18 protein-coding genes are annotated in these 20,279 nt (G+C 34.3%); 12 read left to right on the top strand and 6 right to left on the bottom strand.

Annotated elements, in window-relative coordinates; translation table 11 throughout:
* The first annotated feature begins 31 nt into the window (after positions 1–31).
* From C794_RS08665 to hfq, 9 genes are all read left to right on the top strand, one after another.
* Positions 32–292 (top strand): stage V sporulation protein S, encoded by a 261-nt coding sequence (locus tag C794_RS08665; RefSeq protein WP_011066027.1) that lies wholly within the window; start codon positions 32–34, stop codon positions 290–292.
* Between the two features lie 136 nt (positions 293–428).
* The gene (miaB, locus tag C794_RS08670; protein WP_017796742.1) at positions 429–1,988 is read left to right on the top strand and encodes a tRNA (N6-isopentenyl adenosine(37)-C2)-methylthiotransferase MiaB; all 1,560 of its coding nucleotides are present in this window, start codon (positions 429–431) and stop codon (positions 1,986–1,988) included.
* A 1-nt stretch (position 1,989) separates the two neighbouring features.
* Positions 1,990–2,418: a YlbF/YmcA family competence regulator gene (locus tag C794_RS08675; protein WP_017796743.1), complete on the top strand. Its 429-nt coding sequence runs from the start codon at positions 1,990–1,992 to the stop codon at positions 2,416–2,418.
* A gap of 440 nt (positions 2,419–2,858) precedes the next feature.
* Positions 2,859–3,431, top strand: coding sequence for an outer spore coat protein CotE (locus tag C794_RS08680; protein ID WP_017796744.1), 573 nt, complete (start codon positions 2,859–2,861; stop codon positions 3,429–3,431).
* Between the two features lie 116 nt (positions 3,432–3,547).
* Positions 3,548–6,148 (top strand): DNA mismatch repair protein MutS, encoded by a 2,601-nt coding sequence (gene mutS, locus C794_RS08685; RefSeq protein WP_017796745.1) that lies wholly within the window; start codon positions 3,548–3,550, stop codon positions 6,146–6,148.
* Positions 6,149–6,164: 16 nt separating this feature from the next.
* On the top strand, positions 6,165–8,063 hold the full coding sequence (gene mutL / locus C794_RS08690; protein ID WP_017796746.1) for a DNA mismatch repair endonuclease MutL: 1,899 nt from the start codon (positions 6,165–6,167) through the stop codon (positions 8,061–8,063).
* A 71-nt stretch (positions 8,064–8,134) separates the two neighbouring features.
* Positions 8,135–8,578, top strand: coding sequence for a Dps family protein (locus C794_RS08695; RefSeq protein WP_017796747.1), 444 nt, complete (start codon positions 8,135–8,137; stop codon positions 8,576–8,578).
* Between the two features lie 23 nt (positions 8,579–8,601).
* Complete coding sequence (gene miaA / locus C794_RS08700) at positions 8,602–9,543, top strand: tRNA (adenosine(37)-N6)-dimethylallyltransferase MiaA (protein ID WP_017796748.1); 942 nt, start codon at positions 8,602–8,604, stop codon at positions 9,541–9,543.
* Positions 9,544–9,576: 33 nt separating this feature from the next.
* Positions 9,577–9,801 (top strand): RNA chaperone Hfq, encoded by a 225-nt coding sequence (gene hfq, locus C794_RS08705; RefSeq protein WP_011066035.1) that lies wholly within the window; start codon positions 9,577–9,579, stop codon positions 9,799–9,801.
* A gap of 218 nt (positions 9,802–10,019) precedes the next feature.
* Here hfq and C794_RS08710 read toward each other — a convergent pair whose 3' ends face one another.
* From C794_RS08710 to C794_RS08735, 6 genes are all read right to left on the bottom strand, one after another.
* Positions 10,020–10,478 (bottom strand): hypothetical protein, encoded by a 459-nt coding sequence (locus C794_RS08710; protein WP_017796749.1) that lies wholly within the window; start codon positions 10,476–10,478, stop codon positions 10,020–10,022.
* A gap of 32 nt (positions 10,479–10,510) precedes the next feature.
* Positions 10,511–12,214 carry a sodium:solute symporter family protein gene (locus C794_RS08715; RefSeq protein WP_017796750.1) on the bottom strand — a complete coding sequence of 568 codons (1,704 nt, stop codon included), beginning with the start codon at positions 12,212–12,214 and terminating at the stop codon, positions 10,511–10,513.
* Positions 12,215–12,233: 19 nt separating this feature from the next.
* Positions 12,234–12,536 (bottom strand): DUF4212 domain-containing protein, encoded by a 303-nt coding sequence (locus C794_RS08720; protein ID WP_017796751.1) that lies wholly within the window; start codon positions 12,534–12,536, stop codon positions 12,234–12,236.
* Between the two features lie 209 nt (positions 12,537–12,745).
* Positions 12,746–13,486, bottom strand: coding sequence for a LytR/AlgR family response regulator transcription factor (locus tag C794_RS08725; protein ID WP_017796752.1), 741 nt, complete (start codon positions 13,484–13,486; stop codon positions 12,746–12,748).
* A gap of 20 nt (positions 13,487–13,506) precedes the next feature.
* Positions 13,507–15,282 (bottom strand): LytS/YhcK type 5TM receptor domain-containing protein, encoded by a 1,776-nt coding sequence (locus C794_RS08730; protein ID WP_017796753.1) that lies wholly within the window; start codon positions 15,280–15,282, stop codon positions 13,507–13,509.
* Positions 15,279–16,781 (bottom strand): solute symporter family protein, encoded by a 1,503-nt coding sequence (locus C794_RS08735; RefSeq protein WP_017796754.1) that lies wholly within the window; start codon positions 16,779–16,781, stop codon positions 15,279–15,281. The genes C794_RS08730 and C794_RS08735 overlap by 4 nt, the downstream gene beginning before the upstream one ends.
* A 638-nt stretch (positions 16,782–17,419) precedes the next feature.
* Here C794_RS08735 and C794_RS08740 point away from each other — a divergent pair.
* The 3 genes from C794_RS08740 (at position 17,420) to spoVK (ending at position 20,257) form a co-directional block, all read left to right on the top strand.
* Positions 17,420–18,130 (top strand): DNA alkylation repair protein, encoded by a 711-nt coding sequence (locus C794_RS08740; RefSeq protein ID WP_420872747.1) that lies wholly within the window; start codon positions 17,420–17,422, stop codon positions 18,128–18,130.
* Positions 18,131–18,533: 403 nt separating this feature from the next.
* A complete protein-coding gene (locus C794_RS08745; protein ID WP_017796756.1) occupies positions 18,534–18,857 on the top strand; it encodes an antibiotic biosynthesis monooxygenase family protein in 324 nt (107 codons plus the stop codon).
* Positions 18,858–19,390: 533 nt separating this feature from the next.
* A complete protein-coding gene (gene spoVK, locus C794_RS08750; protein ID WP_375544843.1) occupies positions 19,391–20,257 on the top strand; it encodes a stage V sporulation protein K in 867 nt (288 codons plus the stop codon).
* Positions 20,258–20,279: the final 22 nt, after the last annotated feature.

The following is a 20,279-nucleotide window of genomic DNA, read 5'->3' on the forward strand; positions in this document are numbered from 1 at the left end:
AATTACAATAGTGCATGAGGAGGTACTAGTAATGGAAGTTTTAAAAGTTTCAGCTAAATCGAACCCAAATTCAGTAGCAGGAGCCTTGGCAAATGTACTAAGAGAACGTGGTACAGCAGAGATACAAGCTATAGGTGCCGGGGCACTAAATCAATCTGTTAAAGCAGTAGCAATTGCACGTGGTTTTGTTGCTCCGAGTGGTGTCGATTTAATTTGTATTCCCGCATTTACGGACATCTTAATTGACAACGAAGAACGGACAGCGATTAAATTAATCGTTGAACCTCGATAACAGCGGAAAAACCTTCCTTTTAAGGAAGGTTTTTGTTTGTGTATAGGCTTTCAATATTGTACTATTTGGAAAGAAGCTTTATACTATAGTATTGTACATATGTAACAATGATTCGAATGAAGAAAGGGGATACCTGATGAACGAACAGCAACGCAAACAGCAGTCCCAGATTCGTACAGAGCAAGCAAATGTAGAAAGAATTAAAAATACGTCCAGTGAAGATATGATTGCTAAGTATTTCCAACAAGAGTACGAGCCGCAGTCACCTGATATAAAAAAAGCTAGAAAACGTAAAAGAGAAGATGTTCAATTTCATTATGACTTTTCGATTCCAGAAGATATGGAGAAGATAGGACGCGGGAAGAAATTTTTAATTCGAACTTACGGTTGTCAGATGAACGAACATGATACAGAAGTAATGGCTGGAATTCTATCGGAAATGGGATATGAATCGACAACCGTTACAGAAGAGGCTGATATAATCCTGTTAAATACTTGTGCAATCCGTGAAAATGCAGAAAATAAAGTATTTGGTGAGATTGGTCATTTAAAACCATTAAAATTAGAAAATCCAGATCTCATTATTGGGGTTTGTGGTTGTATGTCACAGGAAGAGTCTGTAGTAGATCGAATTCTAAAGAAACACCAACATATCGATTTAATTTTTGGAACACATAACATTCATCGTCTACCACACCTTGTTAAAGAAGCATTATTTGGAAAAGAAATGATTGTAGAGGTATGGTCTAAAGAAGGTGATATTATTGAGAATTTACCGAAAGCTCGCAAAGGCAAAATTAAGGCTTGGGTAAACATTATGTATGGATGTGATAAATTCTGTACTTACTGTATAGTTCCAATGACGCGCGGAAAAGAAAGAAGTCGCCGACCGCAAGACATTATTCAAGAGGTCCGTCATTTAGTAGCTCAAGGTTATCAAGAAGTGACACTTCTCGGCCAAAATGTAAATGCCTACGGGAAAGATTTTGAAGATATCGAATATGGCCTTGGAGACTTAATGAATGATATTCATAAAATTGATATTCCTCGTGTTCGATTTACGACATCACATCCAAGAGACTTTGATGACCGATTAATTGAAGTATTAGCTCAAGGTGGTAACTTATTAGATCATATCCACTTGCCTGTTCAGTCAGGAAGTAGTGAAATCTTGAAGAAGATGAATCGTAAATATACAAGAGAAGATTATTTAGAATTGGTTCGGAAAATACGTATTGCAATGCCAAATGCAACGTTAACAACGGATATTATTGTAGGATTCCCGAATGAAACAGAAGAACAATTTGAAGAAACGATTACCTTAGTGGAAGAGGTTGGCTTTGAAGCAGCATATACGTTTATTTACTCACCACGTGAAGGTACACCTGCTGCTCGTAAAAAAGATGATGTACCTGAAGAAGTGAAAAAGCAACGTTTATACCGTTTAAATGAACTAGTAAACAAACAATCTGCAGCATCCATGAAAAACTATGCTGGTAAAAAAGTGAAAGTTCTAGTTGAAGGTGAAAGTAAGAAAGATCCAGACGTGTTAGCTGGTTATACAGAAAAAAATAAACTCGTTAATTTCAAAGGTCCCAAATCATCTATTGGAAAGATTGTAGAAGTAGAAATTACAGAAACCAAAACATGGTCTTTAAATGGCGTGATGGTTGAAAATACAGTTGAGGTGAACTAGTATGACAGAATATACTCGCAAAGAAGTATTGGATGAAGCAAAGAAGTTAGCTAATATGTTAGCAAGTACAGAAGAAATTGACCGTTTTAAACAAGTGGAAGCAAAGCTTAATGAAAATAAAAAAGTTCAATCGCTCATCCAAAAAATTAAAACATTACAAAAACAAGCAGTAAATTTTCAAGCATATGAGAAGAGAGAGGCTTTAAAACGTGTAGAAGAAGAAATCGATCGTTTACAAGCTGAAATTGATGATATACCGATTGTTCAAGAATTTAAAGAAACACAAATTGTCGTTAATGACGTATTACAGTTAGTGTCTAAAACAATCGCTCGTGAAGTGACAAATGAAGTGATTGAATCAACAGGTGGAGACGTACTAGCGGGAGAGACAGGTTCTAAAACAAAAAATAAGTCAGGATGCTCACATTAAGCAACGTCTGTACTCTGAAATAATGATGAAACTATATTGATCGAGGAAACCGTTATAGTGGATTTATTCCAACGGAAAGCTTGGGAGAAAACTAAATCAAAAGAAATGTAATAATAAGAACATTAAATTGGAATTGTACATAGGCTCTCTGTAAGAGAATGCCTAAAAGTGCTAAAGGAAAACTTAACAAAGCGTACATGCATGACGTACATTTTCATAGTTCTTTTACACTGATTTTTCTTTTGAATAATTTCTTTTACCCAAGCTTTTTATGTGTGTGTATAACTAATATACAGCGATTATGTTCATAATAATTTTCATTGGATAAGATAATCTAATCATTAAAACTCCTTCTTTTTTTCATTATCACGAAATGCTATGCACTTTAGGTATTTGTCTTGCATAAAATGACTATGAAAAAAGAGGAGGTAAAAGTAATCATGACTTTTCTTGATAAAGAATATAGAGAAATCATAACAAAAGCAGTCTGTGGTAAAGGTAGAAAGTTTACCAAAGAAAACCATACGATCTCCCCATCACATCGACCAACTAGTATATTAGGATGCTGGGTCATTAATCATTTATATCATGCTACGAAAAAATCCGAGGATACTGTAGTTGTCACTGGAAGCTATGATATTAATGTATGGTATTCGTATAACGACAATACGAAAACCGAAGTAGTTACAGAGAGAGTAGAATATAAGGATACAATTCCACTTTCGGTGAAGGATGATAATTGTATTAATGATGAGTATGATGTGATTGCAAAAGTATTGCAACAACCAAATTGCCTTGAATGCAAAATCAGTGGAAAAGGAAGTAATATTTCTGTTGAGATTGAACGTGAATTTGTTGTTCAAGTTATTGGGGATACAAGGGTTTTTGTAAAGGTTAATCCGAAATTAGATCATGATGATGACGATGAAGAAAGTGTTTGGGATCATAAGATGACGGATGATGAAGCAGAAAAAGTAAAACCAGACTTTTTTAATCATATTCATAAGGATTAATCAGAAGACGAGGGTATAATTACTCTCGTTTTCTTTTTTCGACAGAATTGGACAAGTATAGGGTCAAATTATGCTATAATGGATGGAAAAAGATACGGTAAGTTGGAGGATTTAACATGGCAAAGCTCACGCCGATGATGGAACAATACATACAAATAAAGAATGAATACAAAGATGCATTCCTTTTTTATCGACTAGGTGATTTCTACGAATTATTTTATGAAGATGCTACACGTGCAGCACAAGAGTTAGAGATAACCTTAACAAAAAGAGCGGGTGGCAAAGGGGATCCAATTCCAATGTGTGGAGTACCTTATCATTCTGCTGAGAATTATATAAAAACATTAATCGATAGAGGATATAAGGTAGCGATTTGTGAACAGGTAGAAGACCCTAAAACAGCTAAAGGTGTTGTTAAAAGAGAAGTTGTCCAAATGATAACACCTGGAACTGTTATGGAAAGCACAATGTTAACCGATGGAGAAAATAACTATATTGGGAGTTTATCTCATTTTCAAGATGGTTCTTATGTTATCGTGTATAACGATTTATCTACTGGTGAGAATCGTCTAGCTTTAATTAATGATGGATGGGATGCTGTCATCCATGAATTTTATAATCAACCAATCAAGGAAATTGTTATCTCAAGCAACCTCCCAGAAGAAATGCAACTTCAATTAAAAGAACGTTTGAATGTGACACTGTCTTATCAAGATGAAGTTACCTTTAATGCAGAGTTTCGTGAATTAAGTGAGAACTTAAATGATGAGCGATTAATGAAAGCATTCAGTAGGCTATTAAACTATATTCAAACGACACAAAAAAGATCATTACATCATTTGCAAAAAGCAGAAGTTATTGAATTAAAACAGTATATGAGTCTGGATATGTACTCCAAAAGAAATCTAGAATTAACAGAGACAATCATGAAAAAATCAAAACACGGTAGTCTTTTGTGGGTACTTGATAAAACTGTAACAGCAATGGGAGCAAGAACATTAAAAAAATGGTTAGAACGACCATTGTTAAGTAAGCAAAAGATAAATGAGCGATTAGAAGTGGTGCAAGGTTTTTATGATGGTTTTATGGAAAGAGAGAGTCTTCGTGATTTATTAAAATCAGTATATGATTTAGAACGACTTTCTGGACGTATTGCATTTGGTAATGTAAATGCCAGAGACTTAATTCAATTAAAACAATCTTTATCTCGGATTCCAGCTTTACAAGAAACTTTAAAACAATTCGATCAACCTGAAATTACAAGATTAGCAGAGTTGCTTATTTATCCAGAGCAGATGGTTGAATCTCTTGAAATGAGTATTGTAGATGAGCCACCCATTTCCATAAAAGAAGGGTCATTAATCAAGGAAGGTTACCATGACCAATTAGATACCTACAGAGATGCTTCTAGAAATGGGAAGAAGTGGATTGCCCAACTAGAACATCGAGAACGTGAAGAGACAGGTATACGTTCCTTAAAGGTCGGTTATAATCGTGTATTTGGATATTATATCGAAATAACAAAACCGAACCTTCATTTATTACCTGAAGGACGTTATGAGCGAAAACAAACTTTAACGAATGCTGAACGCTTTGTAAACGAAGAACTGAAAGAAAAAGAAAAACTTATTTTAGAAGCAGAAGAAAAAAGTGTGGAGCTTGAATATGATTTATTTATTCAAATAAGAGATCAAATTAAAGAAGAAATTCCACTGATCCAACAATTAGCTCATATAATTAGCCAAATTGATGTTTTACAAAGTTTTGCTTCTGTTAGTGAATCGAATAATTACGTTCGACCAGAATTTAATGACGAACAGTTACAAGTGACTAAAGGGAGACACCCAGTAGTTGAACAAGTAATGAAAGATGGAACCTTTGTACCGAATGATGTTGTCTTTGATAAGCTTCAAAATATGCTATTGATTACAGGACCGAACATGTCTGGTAAGAGTACGTATATGCGCCAGGTCGCGTTAACTGCAATTATGGGACAAATTGGTTGCTTTATTCCAGCAGAACAAGCTACGCTATGTATATTCGACCAAATATTTACTAGAATCGGAGCTGCGGATGATTTAGTATCTGGTCAAAGTACCTTTATGGTAGAGATGTTAGAAGCTAGACATGCAATTTCCAATGCTACCGATCGAAGTTTAATATTATTAGATGAAATCGGAAGAGGAACTAGCACGTATGATGGTATGGCATTAGCTCAAGCGATTGTAGAATATATTCATAATAACATTGCCGCAAAAACGTTATTCTCTACACATTATCATGAGTTAACAGCATTAGAAGATTCTCTTCACCATTTAAAAAATATTCATGTTCGTGCACAAGAGCATGAAGGGAATGTCATATTCCTTCATCAAATTAAAGAAGGTGCAGCTGATCAAAGTTATGGTATCCATGTTGCTAAATTAGCGGAGTTGCCTAGTGAACTTATTGAACGGGCTTCGGTAATTTTAGAAGAATTAGAAGATGATTCAAATAAGAAGCTTACACCGATAAAGGATAAATTAGAGTCTGGGCAGCTATCTTTCTTTGTAGAAGAATCGAATAAGAAAAAAGCCGAAATGCCGAAACAGGATAAACTTCACAACAACCAAGAACAGTCTGTAATTGAGGAGTTAAAGAATGTAAATGTATTAGATTTAACGCCATTAGAAGCAATGAATGAATTGTATCGCCTACAAAAAGGATTAAAGCAATAATAGAGAGGGTGATATCATGCCAATAATTCAAATGCCAGATGCACTCGCAAATAAAATTGCAGCTGGTGAAGTAGTAGAAAGACCAGCATCGGTTGTCAAAGAGCTCTTAGAAAACAGTATTGATGCAGGTGCAACGTGGATAAGAGTGGAAATAAAAGAGGCAGGACTGGAAGAAATTCGTATCACAGATAATGGTGCTGGAATGGAAGAAGATGATGTGGAACGGGCTTTTCTGCGTCATGCAACTAGTAAAATTAAAAACGAATCAGATTTGTTTCATGTTAAAACACTTGGTTTTCGCGGAGAAGCATTAGCAAGTATTGCATCTGTTAGTAAACTATCTGTGCAAACTTCCCAAGGAGATCAAGCAGGTACTCTCTTGCAGTTAGAGGGAGGAAGTCTCAAGCATCGAGGAAAAAGCGATGCAAGGCAGGGGACAGATATCACTGTCAGTGAATTATTCTATAATACACCTGCACGATTAAAGTATATGAAGAGCCTTCATACAGAATTAGGTCATATTTCGGATGTATTAAATAGAATGGCTTTAGCACATCCTGAGGTTCGGATAGAAGCCCTGCATAATGACAAAGGACTTATTAGAACAACTGGAAATGGTGATATTCTCCAAGTCATTTCTCAAGTTTATGGCATGAGTGTAGCAAAACAAATGTTACCGGTCGAACTTAAAACGTTAGATTATAGCGTACATGGTTATATCGCTAAACCTGAAGTGACAAGGGCTTCTCGAAATTACATGTCGACAATTATTAATGGACGATTTATACGAAATATCGGATTAAATAAAGCGATTTTACAAGGCTACCATACGTTATTGCCTATTGGACGTTCGCCGATTGTTGTACTCAATGTTGAGATGGATCCGATACTTGTGGATGTGAATGTACATCCTGCGAAATTAGAAGTTCGATTTAGTAAGGATAAAGAGCTTTTTACTTCAGTTGAAAATATGATTCGTGATCGATTTAGAGAGATTACATTAATTCCTAAAGTAGAGAAACAACCCACTCAGAGACAAAAATCGGAGCAATCTTCTTTTCGATTTGATACAAATAACCGTAAAGGATTACCCATGCATTCTGAATCTTTTTCATCACAAGATTCCCGTTCTATCATACGTGATCAAACAGAAAAATTTGATCAGCCTCAAACTGAAGATGGAGCGATTAATCATGAAATCGAGCGAAATTCAAATCTGACTGATAACTATAAACCAGAGGTAACTGAAGAAGTATCGGTGGATATGTCGACATCTCCATTTGAAGAAGTTGATAATCCAATACAAGAAGAGCAAACTAAAACATTTGATAAACGTGTCCCGATGATGTATCCAATTGGACAATTACAAGGTACTTATATTTTGGCTCAGAATGAGAATGGATTATATATGGTCGATCAGCACGCAGCTCAAGAACGTGTGAAATATGAATTTTTTCGTGATAAATTAGGAAAACCAATGAACGAATCACAGGAATTATTGATTCCAATGACGTTTGATTTCTCCAAGCAAGAATCATTGTTTATTGAAAATCATAAAGAAGATCTCGAACAAGTTGGACTATTTTTTGAGGCTTTTGGTAATCAAACTTATGTAATTCGCTCTCACCCCACTTGGTTTCCAAAAGGATTTGAGGAAGAAGTTATCCGTGAGATGGTTGATCAGGTGATGCATGAATCAAAAATAAGTGTAGAGGGTATTCGAGAAGAAGCAGCTATTCTGATGTCTTGTAAACGATCGATAAAAGCGAATCATTATTTAACATCAGATGAGATGTACCAACTTCTTGAAGATTTAAGAAATACAACTGACCCTTTTACTTGCCCACATGGAAGACCGATCATCGTTCATTTTTCGACGTATGAATTAGAGAAGATGTTTAAACGTGTAATGTAGCAGTATAAACTTACTCCTTTATGTCAAACCTAGAAATATTAGTACGTAGGTTAACATTTGGAGTGAGAGACATGGACAATCAACGATTAATAAATTTTTTAAATCAATTACTTTCAAATTACTTTGTGTTATATGTAAAATTACATCGTTATCATTGGTTCGTCAAAGGCGTTCATTTTTTTACATTGCACGATAAATTTGAAGAGATGTATGAACAAATTGCTGTTCAACTTGATGAAATTGCAGAACGTATTTTAATGATTGGTGGAAAACCCTTAGCAACAATGGCAAAATATATCAAAGAGTCTACAATAGAAGAAGCGGCTGCAGATGATGAAGAAGCGGAGATTATTCAACAATTAGTAAAGAATATAACTCAATTAATCAGTGAAATCCAAAAAGAAGGATATTCTCTTACAGAAGAGTTTCATGATCATCCTACAGAAGATTTATTGACAAGTCTACATGCCGATTTAGATAAAAAGAAATGGATGTTAGAATCCTATCAAAAATGATGGGTTCATTTAGGGGAATGTATATGAAAGAAACAGTTATATCGATTGTCGGACCTACTGCGGTAGGGAAGTCATTACTAGGTATTGAAATGGCCAAGCGATTTAATGGAGAAGTCATTAGTGGGGACTCTACACAAGTATATACTGGCATGGATATTGGCACTGCAAAAGTTACAAAAGAAGAAATGGATGGAATCACACATCATATGATAGATATTATTTCTCCAGATGAATCTTTTTCAGTTGCTGATTTTCAATTACATGCGAAGAAATGCATTGATGACGTATTACGAAGAGACAAACTACCTATATTGGTTGGTGGTAGTGGATTATATATTCAGGCTGTGTTATATAATTATAATTTTTCAGAGCAACGTCGTGATGAATCCTTTACAAAACGAATGGAAGAAATGATTAAACTAGAAGGGCCTGACCAATTATATAAAAAATTAAAAGAAGTCGATCCTGTACAAGCTGCAAAAGTACATCCAAATAATCATCGTAGACTAATTCGTGCACTAGAGGTTTATGAAACTACTGGAATGACAATGACAGAGTACCAACAACAGCAACAACTTGAATCACCTTATAATCCAATCATAATTGGCTTAGATATGGATAGAGATGTATTATATGATCGAATAAACCAACGGGTTAATCATATGATTGATACTGGTTTAATAGAGGAAGTAAAGAATCTAATAGACAGAGGATATGAAGACTGTCAATCTATGCATGCGATTGGTTATAAAGAAATTATCCAGCATATTTCTGGTAATCAACCGATTGAATACGCAATCGATGATTTAAAGCAAAATTCTAGAAAATATGCAAAACGACAACTTACTTGGTTTCGAAATAAAATGAATGTCCAATGGTATAAGATGGAACCGATGTTAATCGAGGAAAAAATTGAATTTATTTTAAAGGATTTAGCAGGAATTTTAGAAGAAAAATCGAATTAATTATTATAGATAGAAAAGAGGAGGAACTTTCCCATGGCTCAATCCGTCAATATTCAAGATCAGTACTTAAATCAGCTAAGAAAGAATCATATTTCCGTTACTGTATTTTTAACAAATGGTTTTCAATTACGAGGTTTAGTCAAGGCATTTGATAACTTTACAGTTTTATTAGAAACGGATGGAAAACAGCAGCTTATCTTTAAGCATGCTATATCCACGTTCTCACCGGTTAAAAATGTTTCACTCGATAAAGAATAAGATGTAAAAGCCAGCAGCGAAAAAACTGCTGGCTTTTTAAATGGCTCTAAAATGAAAAGTTATAATCAAAAGACAAATGGTAGTAAAATGGTAAAAAAATAGGTAGCGTAGGAGAGGGATTCACCATGTCCTATTCTGTTCGCTTAAACCGAAGCCACCATTCTAAGTTTGTTTACTTTATCTCTTGATTAAATATATTTGTTCCAACCTTGATTAGTTTATGTCTCTATCAGTTTATGTTTCACAGTCTGATTCGTTTCATTAGCATTCTTCACAAAGTGTCCAGATCCTAACCAAGCAGACAGCGCGAATATTAAGTAGATAGCTTGCGTGGCAAATGCACCTTGTAAAAATACTTGTAATCCCATTCCTAATCCTAGAGAAGGTACAACGATTAAAAACGTTCGAAAGATCCTCTCAAATCCTTTATTCTGAGGAAGGGGCCAAAGCCGCGAATAAAATATTCCTAACGCAACCCCCAATCCGGTAACAACGAATAGTTGCAATAGTATTATTGGCGCAGGAAATGGCCATCCCATAATATAATGTCCAAGCAAGTAAAATATCTCCAAAAACAAAGTGATCCCTATTACTTTACGAAATGCTATAAGATTCAACCAAGGGTGTAGAAGAAAGAAAACTACCACTAAAGCTCCTAATAATATTGTCCACTCCATCATTTTTCCTCCCTTCTTTAAGATAGCTAGTATTACTTATCATCTTTTGTAGCAGCTATTTCTTCTTCATCTATTTCCGGCGCACGAACATTCTCAATCAATTGTTGAATTTCAATAGGTGGTGCTTGTGTATTTCTAGAGACAATAAAACTGACAACAAAGTTCAACAACATTCCGATTACACCCACGCCTTGCGCGTTAATTCCAAAGAAATTCTCAATGATTGGACCATCTGTTCCAAATATAGATTCGGATAAGATTAAACCTATGGTTATTAATGTAAATGTCAAACCGGTTAGAATACCTGCAATTGCACCCTCTTTATTCATACGTTTATCGAATATACCTGTAAGGATTACTGGAAATAAGCTGGCTGCACCTAGTCCGAAGGCAAGTGCCACAACTTCACCCGCAAATCCTGGTGGTCGAATCCCTACATAGGCAGCAATTAGTAATGCGACAAATAATGTGATTCTACCTACTCTAAGTCGCTGTTTCTCAGATGCTTCTTGATTAAATATTCGGTAGTATATATCGTGTGAAACAGCACTTGTCATTGTTATTAGTAGTCCAGATGCCGTTGATAGGGCAGCTGCCAGTCCACCTGCAGCAACTAATGCAATGACAAAAGGTGCTAAATTTGCAACCTCTGGAGTAGATAATACAATAATGTCACCATCAATGACTACTTCATTATCTGGTCCGCTCGTAAAATTAATCATACCGTCCCCATCTAAATCATTGAATTGCAGTAATCCAGTTGTTTCCCATTTATTAACCCATTCAATATCCTGGACTTCTTCAAGTGGTTCATCAGCAATTGTATTAATCAAGTTATACTTTGCAAAAGCACCAACAGCAGGAGCAGTTAAATAAAGTAAAGCAATGAATACAATTGCCCAAACCGCAGACCATCTTGCAGATCGTACGCTTTTAACTGTATAGAATCGTACAATAACGTGAGGAAGTCCAGCAGTTCCAGCCATTAAAGCTAATGTAATCATAAATACATTGAGTAAAGATAAGTTGGTAAAAGGCTCCATATACTCATTCATACCTAAATCAATCTGGATTTGACCTAGTCTTTCTACAATGTCACTTCCGATTAACGAGATTTGTGGGATCGGATTCCCGGTTAATTGGAAAGATATTGCGATAGCAGGAATAAGAAAAGCGATGATAATAACAAAGTATTGTACTGCTTGTGTCCAAGTAACCCCCTTCATTCCTCCTAATAAAGAGAAGAACCCAACGATTGCCATTCCAATTAGAACACCTACAATAATGTCGACTTGTAAATAACGACTAAATACAATACCAACTCCGCGCATTTGACCAGATATATAAGTCAAAGATATAAAAATTGTAGCAATCGCAGCAACTGCACGTGCGCTGTTAGAATAAAAACGATCTCCAATAAAGTCAGGAACGGTAAATTTACCGAACTTACGTAAATATGGGGCTAATAGTAACGCTAATAATACGTAGCCCCCAGTCCATCCCATCAAATAAATCGTTCCATCATATCCTAAAAATGCTACTAGTCCAGCCATTGATATAAATGATGCAGCTGACATCCAGTCCGCCGCAATGGCTGCACCATTTGCTACAGTTGGAACATTTTGACCAGCTACATAAAAGCTTGACGTATCACGTACACGGGACCACCATCCGATCGCAGTATATACAAGAAATGTAAACAGTACTAACGCAATAGTAATTGCTTCTACACTCAAATTAAAAACCCCCCTTTATTTATTCGTGTGATTGTCTCTCATTTTTTATTGAATCTAAGTATTCTTTGTCTAATCGATCCATTCGAATGGCATATACCAAAATTAATAATATAAAAACTAAAATGGCTCCTTGCTGAGAAATCCAAAAGGAGAGTGATACCCCAAAGAAAGGTACATTACTTAAAGGACCCGCGAATAAGACTCCGCCACCAAAGCCAACAATAGCCCAAATAGCAAGCAGAATCGTTATCAATTTTAAATTTTTCTTCCAGTATTTTTGTTGATTATCATCTAATGTTTGGTAATTTTGTTTATTCTCCAATATTAACCCCTCCTTAAAAAATGAAAGAAAAAGTAAGCTTAAGAAACCTCCTCCTCCCAAAACAGAAAACGCTTACATAATTTCAATAAAAAATATACTGAACATTCAGCTATGAATTCAGTATATTGTAAATACTTCTATTTATTTTAAATTTAAACCTAAAATGTAGGATATGAGGGTTAAGTTGTAGTATAGCGTTTTAAAATGTATTATTGATTTACACCTTGTAGTGCATCAAATAAACCTTTAGCAGCAGTTCTGCTAACTGGTATTGTTGATTCGTCTTGATCTTTGATTACTAAATTATAAGCGCCATTAAACCATGGTGTAATTTCTTTTATGCAGTCCATATTTACTAAATAACTTCGATGTGGGCGATAGAAAGGAAAGCCAGATAGCTTTTCTTCTAGCTCTTTCAGGTTCATTTTTGTTTCAATAACTTCATTCGATAAAAAGTGTATTTTTAATGTTCGTCCTTCGCGAGCAGCAAAGCCAATTTGATTGGGGTCAATAACAATCATTTTTTCATCAAGATTTACGACTAATTTATCGATTTTCGGCTTTCGTACTTCTTTATTAGGGAGTGCCTTTCTAATTCGATTCATAGCGATCTTTAACCTTTCTTCATCAAATGGTTTTAATAGATAATCAGTTGCTTGTATCTCAAAAGCTTGTACACCATAGGATTCATATGCTGTAGTAAAAATAATAATTATATCTCGATTTTCATACTCATTCCGTAATTTTTTTGCAATTTCTATGCCATTTATCCCAGGCATATGAATATCAAGAAAAATAACATTCGGATTGTATTCTCGATACAATTTAAGTAATTGATCTCCATTTTCTGCACTAGGACATAATATAATATCATTTTCTTGTTGCAAGAGATATGTAAGCTCTTCTCTTGCTAATCTTTCATCCTCTGCTATCATTACATGAATCTTCAACTATATACACCTCCTTGGTTTTAATACGTGTTCATATGAAATTGTTCGACCTTCTTACAATCACGATTTGGTATTATAAATTGAACCATGCTTCCATTATCTATATTTTGTATTTGAAGTTCACTTTCGTCACCTAATAAACTTATTAAACGTTGATTAATATTATACAATGCAATTCCATTCCCTTTATTTTGTTGATGTAAAGGTTCCTTACCTAATAATGGAAGTAAGCTTTCTTCAAATCCTTGCCCATTATCCAATAATTCTATCAAGACATTATTTTCTATCTTACTTATATTGATCGTAAGTATCCCTTTGGTTGTAGCCAGAGACAAACCATGTTGAATGCTATTTTCAACAAGAGGTTGTAGTGTTGCTGGTGGAATTTCGATATTTAATAAATGATCATCGACATGAATAGAGGTAGTAATTTGATCTGGAAAACGTGCTTGAACAATTTCTAAATATGCTTGTAGATGTTCCAGCTCTTTATGAAGTGGAACAAGAGATACGCTTGCAATTTTTAAATTTGCTCTCATAAACTGACTTAACTGTACGAGAATATGTCTTGCTTTTTCTGTATCCACACGTAATAGGCTGTGAATTAAATGAAACGTATTGAACAAGAAGTGTGGATTAATTTGAGCTTGTAGATTACGCATTTCAGCTTCTTTTAATAATTTCTTCACTTTCTCTGCTTCAAGCCCGCTAATTTGATTGGAAATAATTGTTCCTAAACCTTTTGCTAATGTTATTTCGACTGCTGTTATCTGTTGAGAATGTCGGTAGTAGAGATTGATTAAACCAATTACTTCTCCTGATCGATAAATAGGTACCATAATGGCAGTTTTCAACTTACAATTGTCTACACCACATTGGATATCACTTTGATGATAAGCAATCTGAATTTTTCCTTCTTTTACTGCTTTACGAGAAAGTCGCATCTTTAATGGTTCTTCAGGTCGATGGTGGTCATCTCCTAATCCGACATGGCTTAATACTGTTGTTCGGTTTGTAATCGATATAGCTGCAATATCTAACTCATTAAATAATAACTTAGCCATCTTATTAGCATTCATTGTACCAGGTTCTTCACTTAACAAAGGGAGTGCTTTTTCTGCAATTGTTAATGCACGATTTGTTTCTAAAGCTGCTTCTTTTTCTGTTTCATTTAATGCTAATCGTATCATCATTGTAAAAATAGCCAATGCAATAGAATTCGTAACTACTAGCGGAATACCGATCGTATTTACAATTTGTACTCCAATTTGTTGATCAGGCAACATAATGAGTAATAATCCCATATGCAAAACAGGAGGAAATATTCCAATAAATAATGCTTTATTGGGCGACATTACTCTATCATCTGAAAAGAATTGACCAGCCCATCCTGTTAATAAACCAGCTAAAGGGTTAATCAAACTATTTGCTATCCATCCTCCGCCACCTAAGAAAATGATATACAATCCAGCTACCATTCCTGAGCCTAATCCGACAAATGGTCCTCCAAGTAATCCTGCAATCATAACTACAACGACACTAAATCCAATTAACACTTCATCTACTGCAACATTCATGATCCAAGCTTGCATGATTAACTCATTACCAATCATAACGACTCCAGCGTGTGCACCGATAATACTAATTAAGCCGAATATAAGCGAATGAAGGATGACAGTTTTTAAAGTAATATCTTTATCTAACAACGAACGAAATAATGGTATTCTCGTTAAGATAAATGCCATCAATAATAACAAACCGATACGTTGAAATAAAACAATCGTTAGTTCTATCAAGAATTCTTCACTCCAATCCCCGTGTGAATCTTCATCAACATATCTTGATAATTTCCACGATCACCATTTGGATCTAGAAAAGTTCCAATAATACAACCTAAAAATCCTATTGGTATTGCAACTATTCCAGGGTTATTGAGGCTAATTAATTTCATGCCCTCTGGACCGAGGAGAAATAAAGCTGCGGATATAATCAAACCGGAGAATAATCCAATATAAGCTCCAATTTTAGTGAAGCGCTTCCAATAAAAAGTGAAAATTAGTAAAGGAAATATAGTAGAGGCAGCAAGTGAAAATGTCAAAGATACTAAATAAGCAACATTTGTATTTTCTAAACCAATGGAAAATCCAATAGAAATAACTCCGATGATAATCGCTGTTGTTCTAGCAACGAGTAATTTTTTCTTCTCACTGGTATCTTTCTTATTTAAATAATGGACGTAAATATCATATGCGAAAGAAGAAGTAGCTGCAAATATAAGTCCGGTAACAACAGCAATAATTGTTGCAAATGCAATTGCCATAACAAATGCAACAAGAAAATCTCCGCCTAAAACATCAGCTAGTAAAAATACGGTTAAATTGCCTGTTGAATCCGATTGTGTTAATGCGTCCCAGCTAACAAGACTAATTGCACCTAGTCCTAAAATCAAGGTCATTAAGTAAAAACAGCCAATTAGCCAAGTCGCTGAAATTGCTGAGAGACGAGCATGCTTAGTATTTCTTACGGTTAGAAAGCGTATTAAAATATGAGGGAGACCAGAAGTGCCTAAAATTAACGTTAGCATAAGAGAAAACATTTCAATATTATTATGTAGTAAATTACCAGGTGAGAAAAAATCCTCTCCAAGTGGACTATTAACGGGAGCTTGATTTATTAAAAATGGAATATCCCATTTAATCCATGATAATAAAATAAACAATAACATCAATGTTCCAGACATGAGAAGCACTGTTTTTATAATTTGCACCCATGAGGTTGCAACCATACCCCCAAAAACAACGTAAATGGTCATGAGAATACCTATAATCCAAACCGATGAAATATAATCTACTCCTAATAACAAACGGATTAATAATCCAGAAGCTACTAATTGTGGAATTAGATATAAGATGGAGATAATAATTCCTGTAGCTGCCACAAACAAGCGCATATTTCTTCCTGAAAATCTTGAAGATACTACATCACCAACAGAATATGTACCCAAGCTATGTACGGGTTCAGCAATTAATAGTAGTAGAATAATATAGGAAACAAGGAATCCAGTCGCATATAAAAATCCATCAAAGCCGTAATAAGCGATTAAACCAATTATCCCTAAAAAGGAAGCGGAACTAATATAATCTCCTGCAATAGCAAGTCCATTTTGAAAACCTGTTAAACTACCACTAGCAATATAAAATTGCTCTGTAGTTTTACTTCGTTCCGCTGCCCAATGCGTCATAATTAATGTGCCTGCAACAATAGCTAAGAAGAAAATGAAATAAGTGAAATTCATTAAAAAGCTCCTCTTTTGGATATCGATTTTAGCTTTACTATTTATCTGCTCATTCGTCTCCAATAAAGCCAACCAATTAACCAAGTAAGTGGAAAGAAACATAAAAGGTATATCCAAAGAGCTACAGTATTTATATCTAGGAATGAAATGATCAATGGGAGAGATATAAATAAACAAAGAAAGATTATTGTGGTCATAAAATGTAAACGTTGTCTTCTTTGTTTATGCAAAAGTTCTATTTTTGCAGTTTCTGTGTAGTGTACTTTTTTAGAACCATTCCTCATTTTCTCACCACTTTATTGTAATAGGTAACTTGAAATAATTATAATTGAACTCATTAATTTTAGTCAATATTTAAAAAATTCTTATATGTATAGTGATACAATAAAAAGGACTTACCTGTTGTGTTAAACTACAGGTAATAAGTCGGTACTGCAAGGGTTATGTTCACAAAGCGAACTATGAGGATAGATTGTTCGAAGTATCTGAGGAAATTTAGAAAGAAAATACTTTAGATGTTAATTATGTATTTTTTAATTAGCATATAAAGTTTGAATTACCAATAAAACTAGAGCAATATGAAAGAAATTTTCGATTTATATTTGCATTATAATTTTAAGGAATACATTTAATTAGAGGTGAAAACATTGAAGGATACAAATGCTAAAGAATTTATAATAGAATTAGAAAAGCATCGAAATGAGGAAGATGTAGAAAAAATGAAACGATTCATAAAGAATTCTGATTCTAGCACATTATGTATGGGGTTACATATGCGTACAGTTTTTCAGATTGCAAAGCGATTTATGGAAACGCCTTTGACTGAGGTCGAAAAGTTGCTAGATAGCTCCTATTATGAAGTGAGAATGGGCGCTGTTAGTATCATGGATTACCAGGCTAAAAAAAAGCAGATTACTGAAAGTCAAAGAAAAAGCTTGTTCGATCTCTATCTTCGTAGACATGATCGTATCAATAATTGGGATCTTGTAGACCGATCGGCACCTTCTGTAATTGGCATATATTTAATAGATAAACCAAAAAACATATTATATGATTTAGCTCGTTCAAACAATATGTGGGAACGTAGAACGGCAATCGTTAGCACACATGCATTTTTAAAAAAAGGTGAAATTGATCATACTTTCCGTATCGCTGAAATACTGCTTGATGACCCTGAGGAACTCATTCAAAAAGCTATAGGTAGTTGGATTCGAGAAGCAGGTAAACAGAATGAACAAGCTTTAAAACGTTTTTTGAACAAACACGTATCCACTATGTCTAGGATTACACTAAGATATGCCATAGAAAAATTTGATAAAGAAACGAGAAGATTTTATTTGTCTAAGTGAATAATTCTATAGTAACTATTTATTAAGGAGCAATTATTTTTAATAGAAATTAGGTAAGGAGTAAAAAGGCTTAAAGTGTGAACTGTAAACCGTAATAAAAGAAAATATTTAAGCAATGTATAGTTGAAAAGAAGAGTTTTATGATGAAGAATAGTTCGGTTAATAAGATAAAAATTTTGTTGCTTAAATTACATTCTATATATAAAGATGCGTAAAATGATATTTTCAGTTTGTCATTCAGTAATGGTAGCAAGATTCTCTTGTATTAATTTTAAGCCCACAGTGTGATTCGCTGTGGATATGAAAATGCATGACAAATAGTAGGTGCTGATGTAAGAATATTCATTTGAAGGGAAGGGAAAATAATGATTTATAATTTAATTTCTATTTGGAGGTTTAATTGATGAATGCGAAAATAAAACAACAAATACCGTATTATGCAGTGATATTTACTTCACTAAGGACAGGAAGTGATAATGGATATGGAAAAATGGCACAAGCAATGGAACAGTTAGCTTCGAAGCAAAAAGGATTTCTAGGTATTGAAAGTGTTAGGGATAATAAGATAGGTATTACTATTTCATATTGGGAATCACTAGAGGACATTGATAATTGGAAAGAAAATTCATCTCATAAAGTAGCTCAAGAGAGAGGGGAAAAAGAGTGGTATAAACATTACAACGTTCGAGTTTGTAAAGTTGAGAGGGACTATTTTTATCATATGTAATCCTTTCTTAATGATAGTTATAAAAGGTTAGAACGGAATTTTAATGGAGATGAATCTTTACAAAATCGATAACTGAATATAAGGCCAATTTCTAAAAAGTTACTGATGATATGGAGAAGGACAAAAATAAAAATAAGTTTGATATTTCTTGCTTAATTAACGAATCTTTTTTTAAAATCATGCCTATATAGAAAAGATACAATGTATCTAATTAAGAGCATAAGTAAAAATGAAAATACTGCTGTAATCGTATGTCAATTTAGATATTCTCCTGAACAATAATTTCAGAAGTTTTCTTCATAGTTAACAGGGATTGGTTATATTTGAAAATAAATTTCTAAAGTGGATTAATGATATGCTAATATAAATAAATTTATCATTTAGACACAAAATACATAAGAATTTCTAGGCATTTGTCACCCCTTTAGGGCGTTTGCGTATACTGTTAAGGAGTAAGGGGTGATGGTTGATTGGCACAAGTTCAAGGATATAAAAACGGAAGAATAAATATCATCTTGCAAGACCAAAAGGTGATGGAGCAGCCAAAAGCAGAATCACGTACTGCAGTAGCGAAACGGACGAATAGTCCTTTACAATTAGTCGACAGAGAATTTTCCTCTTTTGTTGGGTTAAAGGATTTAAAAACATCGATTAAAGAAATATATGCGAGTATACTCATTAATGAGAAACGAAAAGAATCAGGGTTAAAGGATTCAAAGCAAGTGCTTCATATGTTGTTTAAAGGAAATCCTGGCACGGGAAAGACAACGGTAGCTCGTAAGCTTGCAAAGATTTATCATGAAATGAACATTCTATCCAAAGGTCATTTTATTGAAGCGGAACGTGCAGATTTAGTAGGAGAATATATTGGGCAGACAGCACAAAAAACACGAGCGATTATTCAGCGTGCTATGGGAGGTGTCTTATTTATTGATGAAGCGTATTCGCTTTCCCGTGGAGGAGAAAAAGATTTCGGTAAAGAAGCAATTGATACGCTTGTCAAACATATGGAGGATCAACATCAAGATTTAGTGCTTATTTTAGCTGGATATCCATATGAGATGGAACGATTTCTAACGTTTAATCCTGGATTGGAATCACGATTTCCATTTATACTAGAATTTGATGATTATGGTGTGGAAGAATTAATGGAAATTGCAAAGCGTATGGTAGATGAACGAGAATATAAATTTTCTAGAGAAGCAGAATGGAAGCTGAGAAATCATTTAGCGAGAAAAGTTCGCGCCTGTAGTGCGAATTTTTCAAATGCTCGTTACGTTCGAAATGTGATTGAACGTGCGATACGCCTTCATGCGGTCCGTTTATTATCCGAGGATAATTATAGTTCAAACGACTTAATGTTATTGACTGGAGAAGATATGTTGTTAGATATAGAATAAGGGTATACTAATAATAGTGAAA

Origin of the sequence: Oceanobacillus kimchii X50, assembly GCF_000340475.1 — a bacterium.
GTDB classification, from domain to species: Bacteria; Bacillota; Bacilli; order Bacillales; family Amphibacillaceae; genus Oceanobacillus; species Oceanobacillus kimchii.

Bases quoted from the DNA above. Each gene is read 5' to 3' on its own strand.
- mutS (WP_017796745.1), top strand. From the start codon at position 3,548: ATGGCAAAGCTCACGCCGATGATGGAACAATACATACAAATAAAGAAT.
- C794_RS08695 (WP_017796747.1), top strand. From the start codon at position 8,135: ATGGACAATCAACGATTAATAAATTTTTTAAATCAATTACTTTCAAAT.
- C794_RS08675 (WP_017796743.1), top strand. From the start codon at position 1,990: ATGACAGAATATACTCGCAAAGAAGTATTGGATGAAGCAAAGAAGTTA.
- miaA (WP_017796748.1), top strand. From the start codon at position 8,602: ATGAAAGAAACAGTTATATCGATTGTCGGACCTACTGCGGTAGGGAAG.
- spoVK (WP_375544843.1), top strand. From the start codon at position 19,391: ATGGAGCAGCCAAAAGCAGAATCACGTACTGCAGTAGCGAAACGGACG.
- hfq (WP_011066035.1), top strand. From the start codon at position 9,577: ATGGCTCAATCCGTCAATATTCAAGATCAGTACTTAAATCAGCTAAGA.
- miaB (WP_017796742.1), top strand. From the start codon at position 429: ATGAACGAACAGCAACGCAAACAGCAGTCCCAGATTCGTACAGAGCAA.
- C794_RS08735 (WP_017796754.1), bottom strand. From the start codon at position 16,781: ATGAATTTCACTTATTTCATTTTCTTCTTAGCTATTGTTGCAGGCACA.
- mutL (WP_017796746.1), top strand. From the start codon at position 6,165: ATGCCAATAATTCAAATGCCAGATGCACTCGCAAATAAAATTGCAGCT.
- C794_RS08665 (WP_011066027.1), top strand. From the start codon at position 32: ATGGAAGTTTTAAAAGTTTCAGCTAAATCGAACCCAAATTCAGTAGCA.
- C794_RS08680 (WP_017796744.1), top strand. From the start codon at position 2,859: ATGACTTTTCTTGATAAAGAATATAGAGAAATCATAACAAAAGCAGTC.
- C794_RS08710 (WP_017796749.1), bottom strand. From the start codon at position 10,478: ATGGAGTGGACAATATTATTAGGAGCTTTAGTGGTAGTTTTCTTTCTT.
- C794_RS08745 (WP_017796756.1), top strand. From the start codon at position 18,534: ATGAATGCGAAAATAAAACAACAAATACCGTATTATGCAGTGATATTT.